Origin of the sequence: Vibrio sp. RW (assembly GCF_027587105.1) — a bacterium.
In the GTDB taxonomy this organism is placed as follows: Bacteria; Pseudomonadota; Gammaproteobacteria; order Enterobacterales; family Vibrionaceae; genus Vibrio; species Vibrio toranzoniae.
In genome coordinates this window covers 37,106-52,355 of sequence record NZ_JAPPTM010000024.1, presented here as the reverse complement: position 1 = coordinate 52,355, position 15,250 = coordinate 37,106, and the positions used below count along the sequence as shown (strand labels likewise).

Annotated in this window: 10 protein-coding genes; all 10 read right to left on the bottom strand. The window is 41.1% G+C overall.

The genetic code is table 11. The annotated features are described in order from the left end of the window. Positions 1-383: 383 nt before the first annotated feature. On the bottom strand, positions 384-3,566 hold the full coding sequence (locus OCT63_RS17260; protein WP_269984158.1) for a type III restriction-modification system endonuclease: 3,183 nt from the start codon (positions 3,564-3,566) through the stop codon (positions 384-386). A 10-nt stretch (positions 3,567-3,576) separates the two neighbouring features. After that, the gene (locus OCT63_RS17255; RefSeq protein ID WP_269984157.1) at positions 3,577-5,460 is read right to left on the bottom strand and encodes a site-specific DNA-methyltransferase; all 1,884 of its coding nucleotides are present in this window, start codon (positions 5,458-5,460) and stop codon (positions 3,577-3,579) included. An 88-nt stretch (positions 5,461-5,548) separates the two neighbouring features. Further along, positions 5,549-6,475, bottom strand: a complete 927-nt coding sequence (locus tag OCT63_RS17250) for a DUF4391 domain-containing protein (RefSeq protein WP_269984156.1) — start codon at positions 6,473-6,475, stop codon at positions 5,549-5,551. Positions 6,476-6,485: 10 nt separating this feature from the next. Next, entirely contained in the window at positions 6,486-9,800 is a 3,315-nt protein-coding gene (locus OCT63_RS17245) for a helicase-related protein (RefSeq protein WP_269984155.1), read from the bottom strand. Positions 9,801-9,805: 5 nt separating this feature from the next. Beyond that, positions 9,806-10,042 (bottom strand): HTH-like domain-containing protein, encoded by a 237-nt coding sequence (locus OCT63_RS17240; RefSeq protein WP_050878465.1) that lies wholly within the window; start codon positions 10,040-10,042, stop codon positions 9,806-9,808. A 642-nt stretch (positions 10,043-10,684) separates the two neighbouring features. Continuing rightward, entirely contained in the window at positions 10,685-11,071 is a 387-nt protein-coding gene (locus tag OCT63_RS17235; RefSeq protein WP_269984154.1) for a hypothetical protein, read from the bottom strand. 60 nt (positions 11,072-11,131) lie between these two features. Continuing rightward, complete coding sequence (locus OCT63_RS17230; protein WP_269984153.1) at positions 11,132-11,839, bottom strand: hypothetical protein; 708 nt, start codon at positions 11,837-11,839, stop codon at positions 11,132-11,134. 52 nt (positions 11,840-11,891) lie between these two features. Continuing rightward, positions 11,892-12,419, bottom strand: coding sequence for a hypothetical protein (locus tag OCT63_RS17225; RefSeq protein WP_269984152.1), 528 nt, complete (start codon positions 12,417-12,419; stop codon positions 11,892-11,894). Between the two features lie 548 nt (positions 12,420-12,967). Next, positions 12,968-13,231, bottom strand: a complete 264-nt coding sequence (locus OCT63_RS17220; protein ID WP_269984151.1) for a hypothetical protein — start codon at positions 13,229-13,231, stop codon at positions 12,968-12,970. 13 nt (positions 13,232-13,244) lie between these two features. Beyond that, the gene (locus OCT63_RS17215) at positions 13,245-14,762 is read right to left on the bottom strand and encodes an LPD25 domain-containing protein (RefSeq protein ID WP_269984150.1); all 1,518 of its coding nucleotides are present in this window, start codon (positions 14,760-14,762) and stop codon (positions 13,245-13,247) included. Between the last annotated feature and the right edge of the window lie 488 nt (positions 14,763-15,250).

The following is a 15,250-nucleotide window of genomic DNA, read 5'->3' as shown; positions in this document are numbered from 1 at the left end:
AAGCCGTCTCGTGGGAAGCGTTGAAAAGCTCCTGCTTGGCGAAGCCAATTCCTCTTGGCCACCAGAGATTCTGCACTTCCCTGTGACAATGCGCTCCATCATTGGCTGTGCAAGAGTAATAGAGTCTCATACTGAGTATTAAAGTGTAATACTAGGGGATAAAATATCATACTCAAAAGGCAGCGAAATTTGATCTAGCTGCCTTTAGTTTTTGGTCTATGACCTGTACACGTAGCTCATTTCTGGACAATTATTGCTTAGACTACATACTCTAACTTGCTATTTTATATGCGCTTAAAGTGATTTTTTATTCAATATTTTTATCTAATTGAAGAAAGTAAGAGATTGTCAGCCAGTGACAACCTCTTTGGCAGGCTTGTACGTTACTCTTCTAGATAAGTTGAAAAAGTATTATAAGAATCTGCCTTAACAAACTTAGCTGGATTAGCAATAGCATTACCATCTATATCTTTCGACAATGCTTCAAAGTGGGCGATACCGCAATTGATTTTGGCTTGTTCAGACGCTCTCAAATCATCAGAGAAGATACTAGATTTAGTTTCTACCACAAAGTAAAGCTGATCACCCATACCATCTTCTTTGTCAATTAGAACCGCCCAATCGGGGTTGTAACTGCCTAGAGGCGTATCGATCTTGAACCACCCAGGTAATTTCGCATACAACTTTACATCAGATGATGTTTCAAGTTTTTCAGCAAATTCAAACTCAGTATCAGAGTCACAAATGATATAGTCGTAAACTGACTTGTTCGCTTCGACCATATTCTTAAGATAGCCCGTGAGCTCCTCTTCTTGGAACAGCTCTTGTGCATAGTAATCTTCATCACCAATGCGGTGATAAGAGATTCCATCAACAATTGCAAGACGCATTTGTTTACGGATTACTTCACCTGCAAGCTCAATAAATCTTTGAGGATTATTTTTGAATGCTTCAAGCTTATCCCCTAGCCCTAGTAGGATTTGAACGACTGTCTTACGTGTTAGATTCGTATGAGATTCTAAGTACGTCACTACATCAGGCAATTGGAAATTTCTATTTCGGTAATATTGAATTTTTGACTCTTCATCAAAAGTTTCAAGCTCTGCTTCCGTTACTGCTACTTTGACCTTTTTGTATTCAAACTTAGCACTTGCTACGGCAACTGACGCTCGAATCTCATTGATACATTTATCAACCAATTCGCCAACACTAAAATCTACACGATAAGTTGTTTTGTACTTAATGCGATCCCAAAGAGCTTTAAAATCATCTCCTAGTACAACTTGTTTACCGTTATCCTCACGCAGTGATGCTGTCTTCTTCTCTTCGTGTTTTTTGATACTCAAACCTTTAGAAACTTTAGTTAAAGTAGCTAAAATTGCATCAGTATGTTCTTTAACACTTTCAGGAAGACTTACAGAGTTTTCAGCCAGATCGAGTTTTAGAGAATCCTGAATCTTACCTTTCTTGTCGATATAACCTTTATCAGCAAGATGTTGGTAGATTTCTTCTGATTTTTTAGCTCCAAGGAACTCTTTCTTATCGAGTTCATCAGAGACAACGATATTCGCAAATTGGTGCTTTTCAACTGCACCAAACTTGATACCTTCTTCTTTCTCAATCTCTTTTTGAAGTTCAGTTACAAACTGTTCGTATGATTCGTTCGCCATTACAGTAAGAGTATTCACCTCAAAACCGTAAGGCACACGCTCACCAGACTGATCTACAGCAAGGCGCAAACCACGACCAATCTCTTGACGTTTTTTCATCACTGAATTGGTTTCGTTTAACGTACAGATCTGGAATACGTTAGGGTTATCCCAACCTTCTTTTAGAGCAGAGTGACTAAAGATAAATCGTAGCTTTTCATCAATAGAAAGCAGTTTCTCTTTGTCTTTCATAATAAGGTTATATGCAGACTCATCAGCAGCAGTTTTACCACCTTCACCTTTTGCTGAAAGTTTTGATTCTGCAAATTGAGGATTACCAGAAGCATCTTTCTTCTTGTCTTGAGCAAAGTAGCCGTTGTGGACAGAGCTTGCGAGTTCTTTTAGGGCTTGTTCGTTCAAAACAGACTTACCAGAACTATCTTTATTCCATATAGAAGGGTAAAGAAGACGGTATTTTGGCTTTCTTAGTTGCTGCGTAAACTCTTCTTCAAACCACTGAGCAAACTTACCCTGTGTAGGTATGCCCTCTTTGGTATAACCTCGATAGTTCGCTACTTTGTCGATAAAGAACAAACTTAGAACTTTGATCCCTTTCTGGCTCATCACTTTTGAATAATCCATAGGATCAACACCAGTAGTTACTTTCTTGAAAAATTTGAGTTCTTTTTCAAGGTGCTCTTCTACCGTTTTAGAGATCTGTAAACGCTTATAAGTGTCTAGGTCAACTTCACCAATTGACTGTCCAAGCTCAATGATGTCATCACGGCTAGTGAAGTCGATGTATTCATTGCCTTCTTCACAATAAATATCATTGATCACATAACCTTCATAAACTGAACGTCCACCAGCCACTTCAAATAAGTCAGTACCACTCTTAACAGTGATACTCTTACGTGGTTGCAACTTACCCGTTTTAGTTTGTGCATCAATCTCAACCTTTGCTGTGATAGGTGATTTTTTATTGTCAACACTAATCAGCTTGATATACGCTTGGTTGTGGTTGTCTTGAACTTCTAGTGAAGCAACTTCAATCTGTTTTACCAATTTACGCTCATAAGCGTCAATTGAGTCCAGTTTATACAGCATATTAAAGCTTTCTGTGAGAGTCGCTGAGTAGCGGAAAGTACACAGTGGGTTCAAGCTTTCAATTGCCTTTTTTCGATTTACTGTAGATGCTACCGACTGAGGTTCATCAATCAAAACAACTGGATTGGTTGCCTGAATAAACTCAATAGGTTTCATACCGTTCAGTCGATCATCAGTACGGTGAATCAGGTTAGCTTTCGTTTCTTTTTCTGGATCAGTGAAAGACTTACTGAAAGCATCAATGTTGATAACCATTATTTGTATATAATCATTCGTAGCAAAGTTTCTGACTTGCTCACGCTTCGATGAATCATAGACAAAGTAATCATACTGAACGTTCTTGTACTCTTTTCTGAAATGCTCTTCTGTCATTTGAAGGGATTTATAAACACCCTCTTTGATTGCGACAGACGGTACAACGATGATGAACTTAGTAAGTCCATATCGTTGATTTAGCTCAAAAGCACTTCTCAGGTACACGTATGTTTTACCCGTACCTGTTTCCATCTCGATAGTAAAATCAAGACTAGGTAATGCTTGTTTTGACGTTTCAGTTTGCGGTAAACCATTAATGAGCTGAACGTTTCGTGTGTTTTCGTAAAGCTCTTCTGGCAATAAGCTAAGAGCATTAGCCACACCAATATCATTGTTCTTTGCAAATAATCCTAACTGCTCATTGCTCAACGCATTTTGTGAAACAGAAAAGTTCGATTGAAATGTTTCCTGTCCCTCAAATACACCAACAACTGTGTTAATCGCATCATTTTGGTGAGCTAAGTCAGGGTTAAACTTTATCTTCATTTCAGACATAATTTATCCCTTAAATGCTCTTAACATCATCAATAGCTGCTTGTTTCAAGATTTGGATAGCATTAGTCTTAACTCGATCATCTGCAAAACCTTCATCTTTGAATACTACTTGTGTCGTTTCAGGGTCGTATTCTTCTTTAAGCTTGGCGATTCCTTCAACAGTGTCGGTCGTAATTTCATCATCTAAACAAACAAATAATGCACCTGCACCAACAACAAACACGTTCTTTCCGCTAACAACTTCGGTTTCAACTGGTGTAGTTAGGTCATATCCGTATTTTAGGAAAATCTCATACAATACATCTTCACTTGAACGCCCGTCTTTGATTGACTTAGTGGCTTGTTGAAGCACTTGCTCTAAGTTTTCAAAATCAGCGTCCCAAGGTTTGATATTTGTTGTATCCAGAGTCATTACTTTTACACCTAGGTCAACATCATTATCTGGGTTATCTTGTGCCAATTTAGCAGCGGCTTTTTTTATTCGTGCAATACTTACTTCTGAAATTGTTTTAAAACCAGCACGAAAAGCCTCAGATTTTTCAGTACAAGGCTCTGGAAGCTGAACCATTATAAACTTCCTTTTACCATTATCATTTATATTTGAAACCATTGTAGCGTGTGCTGTCGTTGCCGAGCCTGCAAAAAAATCAAGCACAATATCTTGAGGTGAAGTAGCTATTTGTATACATCTATTGATTAAACCAACTGGTTTTGGAGTATCGAAAGCTTTACCATCAAAAAGTTCTTTAATGGTTAAAGATGCTTTTTTATTACCTTCAATTCCTGACCAAAGATTCGATGCTTGCTTCAATCGGCCTTCGAGATAGAACTTCTGATAAGGTTTCCATTCACCGTTACTAGATTTTTTCCATTGGATTCTATTTTCCGAAATTAGTTGGAAATATGAATCTTCACCACAACGCCATCTACTTTCATACCCAGTAGGCCCTACTGGATAAACAGTATTTCCATCAGGATCTTGGATACCATAGTGCATTGTAGGTCGATCTTCCTTACGATCTTCTCCCCCTGTTTTTCTCAAAGTTCTAGTCAAGAATTTCCCATACTCATCTTGTTGATCGTAGATTTTTTCATCTTCAGCCGAAAAAGGAAGACCTTTCAAAGCTGCAAATGAAGACTTTGAGTAAACCAAAACATAATCAATTTCATTTACAAGTATATCGTAACCTTGACCACTAGGAGTCCCTGTTGGACGTGAAACTATCCCTCTTCGGTTATCTGAACCAAAAATCTCATCGCAAACTTCTAATAAGTTTGCTAGCTCATTATCATCAATACTTATAAAAATCACTCCATCATCTCTTAGCAGATTTCGAGCTAGTTTTAACCGAGGGTAAATCATATTTAACCACGATGAGTGATACCGTCCTGATGCATCTGAATTTGTACTAATCTTATTTCCAGAAGAGTCAACTTGACCTGAGATTTCTAAATAATTTTTGATGTTATCGTGAAAATTATCTTTATATACAAAGTCTTTACCCGTGTTGTATGGCGGGTCGATATAGATCATTTTAACTTTTTTGTGGTAAGACTTTTGAAGTAGCTTCAATACCTCAAGGTTGTCACCCTCAATGAACAAGTTCTCGGTCGTATCCCAATTGACACTTTCATCTTTGCAAGGACGAAGCGTACCTGTAGATGGAGTTTGAGCGATTTGTCGAGCTTTAGTTTTACCATTCCAAGTAAAGTTGTAGCGTTCTTCTGAATCGTCAATCTCTTCTCCTAACACTGCTCTTAGTGCTTCAAAGTCGATTTTGCCCTCAGAAAACACATCAGGGAAAAGCTGTTTTAGTTGGTCGATGTTTTGGTTAGTAATGTCTAAGCTTTTTGCTTCTGGACTACTGCCCGTGATTTTTTCCATTTCACTCATTATGATAATTACCTATTTACAGTTGGGGATGATGCTAATCTGCTCTTCCACCTGAAATTTTCTTCAATCTTATGCGAATCAGCTCTTCTTATGCCAACTGAGAAGTGATTGCTGAAATCGCTTGTTTAACTTTTCTTGCTTGTACGTTAAGGCGCATTTTCTCATTCATTTGCACCTCTTTCTTTAACTTGTTTCTAATATTGGTCAACTCAGCCTCAAGAGAAGCTAACTCTTTCAAGAGATGAGATTTTTCTTCATTACTCATCTCATTAAACGTTTCGTGTGAAATGGAATCATCAGAGTGATCTACATTTTCCTCTTGTGATGAACCAAATTCACTTTTTGCTACGTTGCTGATTCGGCTGCTTTTGGTTGAATATGAGCCTGAAATGTAACTCGCCTCTAATGCGAGTAACATTGAGATGAAATCCTGATACAGCTCGTAATAGTTAACGCTTGATACATTTTTGAGCGTAAAGTCGTTCAAGAACTCTTTTTCATTGCGCTTCAAGCTGACAACTGAAAACCATTGGCTATTGTAGTAATGTTCAATAACCAGTTTTGAACTATCAGACTGATTGATTCGCTTATCCGCTAGACTGATCGCTAACTGTCCATCTAGCTCAATCATTAATATAACGGGATAAGGGATTAAGGTATGAAATAGCTTCGCCACCTTATTGATTAGAGAAAGCTTTAACTTACCAAGATTTGAATCGTCAGCTTTTAAAGTGACTTTGAGTACCGCTACCTCGGTGTACTCAACCATTTCAGTAACATACGTAGGAATGTTCAACGTCTCACGCTTAAGCGTGTTAACCCACTCTACTGATTGAACAACTTCATTGACCAACTTTTTGTCGCTTGATGATAAATCGTTGTTCTCTAGGATCATCTTTTTGGTGATTCGAGTACCAAGATACGTTGAATCAGGCAAAGCTAAATGTTCATATACAACGTCAAACAGGTCTTCGCTATTTGTATCAATTGAGTCAAAATCAATAACATTACTCATTGGTACGCCTCTACAGAATGACCATATAACTAACTACTTCAAAATCATTCACGTTTTGAGAGCTAGAAGCTGATAGAACAGTACCACCACGGCTAAATAGACTTGTTGCACCAATTTCTTCACTCTTTCCTGCAATGTTCTCTACCGCTTTGCTAAGAAGATTCTGGTAATAGTTCATCTTCATTCCCTTTTGAGTTCTCTTCTCAAACACCTGATATGCTTGAGAAGAATGTTCAATATCTTTGAACTCAGAGCCTAGTTTCTTGCATAGATCGAGTATCTGTTTTGACTGACTGAATGAAAGTAATACTTCCTCTTCGTCAGATACATAAACGAGGTAATAAGGCGCAAGTGAATAGCTCTCTTCTACCTGTACTTTGCCTTTAATGTCTTTCAAGCAGAAAATCACCCCTGATTGAATTTCGTCTTTCAAACCTGAAAATTGACTTGATTCTGATTCAAATGAATCTTTACTGATAATGACAGGGGAAAACAAACCGTAAGGTGTTTGTTCTAAGGTTTCGGTATTACTTTTTGACTTGTCACTTAAGAAGCTTGATAAGTCCATTCTGAAATCATTCAGTGTAAGATCGGTTATAGAAACCCCACCTGATATTTCTTCAAGATCCACAACAGCATTTTGCAGTTGTTCAAGCTGTTTTCTTCGGTACTCTAAATCGTTCATTCCTTTGTTAACTTTCGGATCTTGCTCTATGACGTTTTCTTCACCCGTAGCTGAAATATCGAGCAGTACCATACGCCCACTGACTCTTGCTTCAAGGTTGATATATTCGTCTAGCTCCATATTGGGCCAGAAGTTAACAAGTTGAATGGTATCGTTGGTTGAACCTAAACGGTCTATTCGTCCGAATCGTTGAATGATACGAACGGGATTCCAGTGAATATCGTAGTTAATAAGATAATCACAATCCTGTAGGTTTTGGCCTTCTGAGATACAGTCAGTAGCAATGAGAATGTCTACTTCTTCTTTAAAATCAGGATAGACCTTATCTCGCTCTTTAGAGCGTGGGGAGAAATGAGTCAGCAAACTGTTCAGGTCAGTTTTGAACTTCTTACCATCAGTACCACGTAAGGTCGTATCCGTTCGTTGCCCTGTAATAAGAGCTGAATGCAGCCCCAATTGCTTTGAAGCCCAATCAGACAAATTCTTGTATAGATATTCTGCTGTATCAGCGAAAGCCGTAAAGATAATCACTTTCTTGTTATTACCATTAAACGGGTTTTGGCACTTATCAAGATAAGCCTGTTTTAGCATATCTAGCTTCGCATCTCGTACTGCGTCAATGCTTTTCGAAACTCTAACAATTTCTTGGAGAAAAACTCTGTCTGCTTCGAGGTCTTGAGCAAACCTCACTAGGTCTAAGTCTTGAATCCTTACTTTTGTTTTATTGCCAATTAGGTAAGGTGCAAGCTCTGGTGATTCAAACTCAAGATCATCAATCTCTTCAATCGGTGGCGCAACAAACTCTTCTGTTAGATCACTTGTCAAAATTGGTTTGATATTGGCGTTAAAGTTATGAATTTTTGATAGTAATCCTTCGACTTGAGCCAAAACCTTTTCTGACGTAAGAGCAAACGAGTGAATAGAACTTTCCATTCGTTTAAGTAAGTTAATACGAATAAGATGGATCAGACTCTCTTCACGATCCACTTGCTTGAATACACTCTTACCGCCCTTAACCTCTTGGTCATAACGTCTAGCGTATTCGGCTTTCTTATCCATTCGCACGTATTTCATTGGTGAGTAAAACGCCAGAGAAAGCCTACGAATGGTCTTGTTCACTTCTTCCAATGGTGGAAACTGATCTTGTAGGTCGATTGATGATTTTAAGTTAATTGGTAAGAGTCGTGTCGGGAACTTACCAATATCTTCTGTACCATAATACTTCTCGATATGCTTACGAGAACGAGCTATTGTATAAATATCCAGTAGTTTAAAATAATCGAAGTTCATCGAGTCCAAAAGGTCTTTAGAAGTTCGTACATCTGGATCTTGTTCAGCCCAACGAGAAAAGCGTGATTGAGCTTGTCTTAACGTACTTTCGATGCTGTTAATACCGTGATCGATTAACGCTTGGTCATTCGCTTCTGTAATGAATGCGACTTGGTTTTTCATATCGTTCAAACGGTTATTTACGGGTGTAGCAGAAAGCATCAATACCTTCGTTTTAACCCCTGCTTGAATAATATCTTCTAGTAGGCGTTGGTAGCGGTTACGTCCATCTTTCTTTGGATTGTTGTTGCGGAAGTTGTGTGACTCATCGATCACAACGAGGTCATAGTTGCCCCAATTGATAGTCTCTAGATTGATATCACCTGAAAATCCGCTGTTTCGGCTCATATCAGTGTGATTCAACACATCATAGTTGAAACGATCATTTGCTAATAAATTACGTTTATCGTTCTGAGTATAAATAAGCCAGTTATCACGTAGCTTTTTAGGACAAAGCACAAGAACCTTGTCATTACGAAGTTCGTAGTATTTGATTACAGCTAGAGCTTCAAACGTCTTACCTAAACCGACACTATCAGCAATGATACAGCCGTTAAAATGCTCTAGCTTGTCGATTGCACCAAGTACACCATCACGTTGAAACTTATACAGTTTGTTCCAAACGATTGTATCTTTAAAACCCGTTTTGGTTTTTAAGATACTCTCTTCTTGTAGATCGCCTACAAAGTCTTTAAAAATATTATATAACGTGATGAAGTAGATGAACTGAGGTGTATTATCTGCGGTAAGCTTTGATAGTTCGGATTTTAATTGCTCTTTAGCATCAACTACTTGTCCTTTGCTGCTCCATACTCGGTTAAAGAATCCAAGTAGCTCTTTCGCTTGGTCAGAGTTAGCAAGGCTTATCATATCAAAGCCATTTGTCTCAGTTAGACCAATGCCTTGACCGTTGAACTGAGCACCATTTATAGCTATTGAATCCGAAGCTGACGAAACGTGTGTGATGTGTTGGTGAACTGCACCTGCTTGTTGCACCAATCGAACCGAAGCTTTCTCTTCCAACCAAAGAGCAAATTCTTTCGCAATCGCTTTTTGATTTAACTGATTTCTAAACTTATTTTCTAACTCTGAACCATTGAGCGATCCGAATGGTGATGCCACACCTAGCGAGTCAAAGCCTTTTGCTTGTGAGAAGAGAATTCGAGCTGAATCGACTTTGCTCAAAGACTCTTTCAAATGGTCAAAAGCATAGATAGAGAAAAGTCCCGTTAATACAGAGAGCTTATCATTCAGTTGAATCGTATCAGATAGCGTATCAGAAACTTTCGTTGTTACATTATCAATGAGCATAGCGATTAGATTTTCTCCGTAACAAGACCAGCAGCTTTTAGGCGAGTCGTTAGGTTTCTCATCTTGCTGAACTCTGTTCCATAGCTCGGCTTCAGACCCAATTCTTCACAAAACTCTCTCGCTGTGATGTTGCCCAATTCATCAGCATATTTAATCGACTGTAAGTGCAATTCAGCCATAAAACCGTTCCGTGGAGCTGAGGAGAGTGCTTGCTTGATTTTCTCTCTAATCACTTTGTTCATAATGTACCCAACACTATTCATACTATTTGCGAGAGATTTTAGCAAAATTAGCTAAAATAGCTAACTAGAAATGGGGATCGGGTGAACTTACTATATTGAATAATTATGTGTATTTGCTGAGGGGAGTTATCTAATGAGACTAGCTAATAATGGGGCATAAATGAGACAGGAATTACCCAAACATCACCTCTAACAGTATGAAACTTTATTACTCAGTTTCAGCTCCATTTTAGTCGTGGTGCTCATTTCAGTATGATACTTTGTTTTCTGAGGCGCTGTTCATCAATACAAAATCAATAAGTTAGATACCTGTGAGTATGCGACTTTATTACTCGTGTACATTGGCACCGGGAATGCTGCTGGTGGACAAACAGCCTTGAGCTAACAAATTCTCTTCCAATAGGGGCACTGCACAGCCGCGTGACAAGCGTCTTTTTGCTTGGCGCGGGGGTTTGCCCTATTGGCTTCATTATTGCGAGGTACGAGCACATCAGCTCTACGTGAGGCACGAGCGTTAGAGCGAGCAAAGGTAATCGTGGGCAGGGGTGGGCCTCGGCGTGCGTAGGAAATGCAATGGCCTGATAAGGGAGAGTTAGGGGTGGTGCCTACAAAAGTAGACACCAATGGCGAAAAGAGGACGGGTTAAAGAGGCGTCACGGTGCACCGAGTACACTTGACCTTGTCAAGGAAGCTGTGCCACACATTGGCAAGCAGATAATCACGCAAGCGTTCTGCGCTCTGGCGCGTTTTGGTGTGCATCGTCACAACAGACCCACTCTCACTGATCCCTTGAACTTGGTAATGGGCCGCTCTCACGTAGACACTGTGCTGGTTTTCCATCTCTGAACATTGAAAGTAAGGAATGCGCTCTGCATCAATGATATTGTTTTGAACCCATTCAGCCAAAGCATTCCCCTCTTCGCTCAACGTTAAGATGTGGGCATGGTGAAGGGTCTTTGACCCAAACAAGCCATTGGACTTGCCAAGCACAATGTTAATGCCGGTGCTGTGCTGTGCTGTGCGATGCACACAGAATCAATGGTATTGCCTTCAAAGCTGTCAGCGTTTGGCTTGAGCTTGAGAGAGTCTTTATAGAGCATGAAGAGCCCCCTTTTGTTCGAATGCGTTCACCCCTGTTTCTAGGAAATTGATAAGCTTATTAACGTCATCAAAGTTGAACGATAAGTTAGGTCCACCTGACTTGGTGCACATAAAATCCGAGCTGATATCCATAGCCAGAAGAGCAATGTAGGAAATACTTTCTGGTCTATAGCTCACGCTGTAGGTACCCGTCACTCCGTCAGGCATGAATACAATGCGTTTGATGTCGGCGACAAACTGATTCTGATTATCACTGTTGGCAACACCATCAAACAGTTCGATTGAAAACTGATGCGCTGGGTTGTATTGATTAACCATTGCGATGATGGACTCAAGATCATCAATCTTGATGGCTCGTAGCACTTTTTGAAAATCTGGCGTGTGCGCAAAGAGGTTCATAAAATGGGTTGCGCTGACTGATGGGTGGATGCGTCTCATTGTGTCATCCATGTAATTCCAACCTTCAAGCCAATCAAAGCGGCCATAGTCGCGCCACCCATCTGGCGTGTCCTCGTTAATAAGTTCAAGCAACTGGTCGAGCGTTTTGGGAATCGACTCTTCGTAATTCCCTTCATCGTCGTAATAGTGCACGTCGAGCTTTTTATGCAGATCATGGATACCTGTCGCCTTGATTCCTTCACAATCTTCGATCGAGACTTGATGCACGCATTCAAGCCAATTTTCTAATGTCTTCATGATTTTGCCCCCAAGCAAAAGTGGGCTAAGTCACCTTAGCCCGGTGGATAGATTAACGCTTACTGCTCGCAAGTAATTGACTGTGTAGCTGCATGCCACCCTTGAGTCGAAACGGCAGTTCTGCGGCTGCCGTAGTAACTGGATAAGTGCTTGGCTTAGCGCTGATGCAACGTTTTAGGATTTCATGGCTCTCTTTTAAGCTAACGAGCTTCAGTTGGATGGCTTGAAACAATAGCGTTGTGAATTTCATTTTTGTGGTTTTCAAGTGACCATTTCCACTCTGGTAGCTATCGGTTAACTCATTGGCAATGTTCAGGATGAAGCTCTTGCGCGACTCGCTTTTTGAAATCGACCCCAGGCTCACTGGAAGCTCTTTCATTGCACCCATTTTTGCCTGAAACTTCAGTTTTGGGTCAACGTCGAGCATATCGAGGACAAGGTGTGCTTGTCTGATAGTTCGCTCTATGCACCCATGGTCTCGAAACAAGTCTTCCAACTTATCGATGTCTTTCAGGTGATTGCGGCGTTTAAGCACACTCATTGCGCGTTGCCCAATCTGTTTACAATTCTCTAAGTTCATAATGGCCCCCAAGCCTCGTTTTGTTGGTAACCCACTGTTTCCCAACTGTTTTAAGTATAGCAAAACGCAGAATTAATACCATATATTAGCACCCAATATAGTTAAATATATCTCTTGCATTCTCGCGGACAAAAGCGACAAAATCGGGCTCGAAAGAGGGCCGCTCTTAGCTTTCCCAAGGCGAAGCCGTCTCGGGAAAAGCGTTGAAAAGCTCTTAAGCGAAGGCGAAGCCGCTCAACCTCTTGGCCACCAGCTGTTCTGCACTTCCCTGTGACAATGCGCTTCACCGTTGGCACTGGGAATGCGGCTGGTGGTCAAACAGCCTTGAGCTAACAAATTCTTTTCCAATGGGAAGCTCTGCTAAGCCCGTGACAACCGTCTTTTTGGTTGGCGCAAGGCTTTGCACCCCATTGGCTTCATTTGGCGAGGTACGAGCACCATACCTCTTAGTGAGGCACGAACTGTAGAGGTCGCGAAGGTAAAGCATGGGAGGGTGGGCCTCGGTATGCTTAGGAAATGCAATGGCCTGATAATGGAGAGTTGTCACCCTATACAGGGTGACTAATGATTAATCGAGCGTTCACTTTACTGATGATCGGCTTTTCCTTTTTTTTATCGTCCTTACGATAACGAGTGACGTCCATCACTACGGAAAAACTCGCAAAGTGGTTCCCCTTGGTCAGCAGCATAATTTTGTTATTTGAAAACATACGTTCCGCAGCTTCAATGCTTTTCTCTAAGCAAGGATCCAGCTCTATCGAGTCTCGATTAACGTGGTTACCGTCTTCATTAAAGAAAGTGGCGATCATCATGGTCTTATTCCTTTTAGTGCACGGTTGCGCTCATGTTCGATGCAAAATAGACGTTAAACACCGCACTTCTGTAACGCACGACCCCAACACCATCGACCATTTTTACCTCGTCCATTAAAAACAGGTTCGTAAACTTTAACAATGCTGCTCCGGTCAGCTCTTGCGGCTCTTCAGGGGTTTCAGTGTTTGTAAACACAACATTAAGCGCCGCTTCAGCCCAGCGTTTAAGGGTGGCGTCTTGCGCTTCTTTTCTGTCCATCATAGCTTGCATTGTGCTGGTTTTTTCATGTGCTTTCGGTTGTTCGTCAGATTGCGAGGGTTGATTATCCTGAGTCTCTTTTGAAAGGCTCGGTGTAGGTGGTGTAATCGTCGCTTCTTTGAATTGTCCGCCGATAGCAGCAATAAACGCCTTAGCATCATCTATAGATTTGAAATGAAACCCTGGGATCGCATCGTCGCGGTTATATTTGGAGTAGTGGCCATTGTAACACTTGGCAATGCCATGCACTCGGCCAAAGCCCTCACGGTCTAATCGCTGTTCAAGATTGACAACGTGTATCGTATGGCCCTTTTTGCTGTGCTGCATCTGCTCGACGGGCTTCACGGCATATTGGAGCTGCTCTGTTGTCTCAACGTCTGCCTGTTGCTCGGTAACTGGTTCAACACCTAGAGGCTTGTAGTTTGGGATGGCCATCTCACCGAAAGGAACGCGACACGCTTTTTCATCGCGTGTGTTTGAAGTGTAAAACGAGATTTTCTTAATCTTCAGGCCAAAACGGATGTAATCTGTTTCGGTAAGATAATTGCCAGCACCCATGCTATAGTTCTCTCTGTGCTCAGTTGACGTTTCTTTATCTGCGAGGTGCTTAGTATCTTCGTGGTTTTTAGCTGCTTTGCGCATTTCAGGGAACAGATTGCGGGTATGCTTAGACCACGCTAATACAATCACGCGGTCTGTTTGAGACTCATAATAATCGCTGTAAGGGTCTGAATGGTCAGACATCGACGTAAAGTAAGCGACGATCACCCCTTTCGCATCTTCAGGTATGTTCAGCGATTTTTTGAACTCTTCCGCCTCTTGGCGTCGCTTCGCCCTCGCGGCCTCTTTCCTCGCATAGGCGGCTTTCTCTTCTGCAATTTTGCGTTTTTCATCTTCTTCCACAGCAGCACGAAATTCATTGTGGTTGTCCGCATTATCAATCGAAGACAAATCAATATTTTCGATAAAGCCGTATTGCATTTTTTCTTCGGACGATAAACGCTCTTGCTGCGCAATGAGCATTTTTTTCAGCTCTTTGATTCGCTTTTCGATGCCCTTGTCATGGTCATCCGAGCGACCAACACAAAGGTGATCCTCAAATGAGTGGCCATTATCAAAGCCAATCAAGATATCGGTTTTTGCGCCACCAAGGCGCTCTGAAGCAGCTACTTTATATGCGATGGTTTCGAACTCAGCGACGGAATAGGTTTTATCAATTTCAAAGGATTTGCTTTCTGAATATCGAACTGTGACAGAAATTGGTTTAATCATGATACGTGCCCCCAAGCATGTGTAATATCAAACTGTTTGTATAAGTATATGCCAATTCACATTAAAATACCATAAACTAGCAATTAAAAAGTTCAATTAAATCAGTTGACTACCAACTGGACAAAGGAGACACAATAGGGCTCAAAAGAGGGTTGCCTGAGCTTCTCCAAGGCGAAGCCGTCTCGTGGGGAAGCGTTGAAAAATCTCTTAGTTTGGCGAAGCCAATTCCTCTTGGCCACCAGCTGACCAGCACTTCCCTGTGACAATGCGCTCCACCGTTGGCACTGGGAATGCAGCTGGTGGACAAACAGCCTTGAGCTAACGAATTCTTTTCCAATGGGGAAATCTGCTAAGCCCGTGACAACCGTTTTTTGGTTGGCGCGAGGATTTGCACCCCATTGGCTTCATTTGGCGAGGTACGAGCACCACACCTCTTAGCGAGGCACGAGCTGTAGAGGTTGCAAAGGTAAAGCATGGGCGGGTGGGCC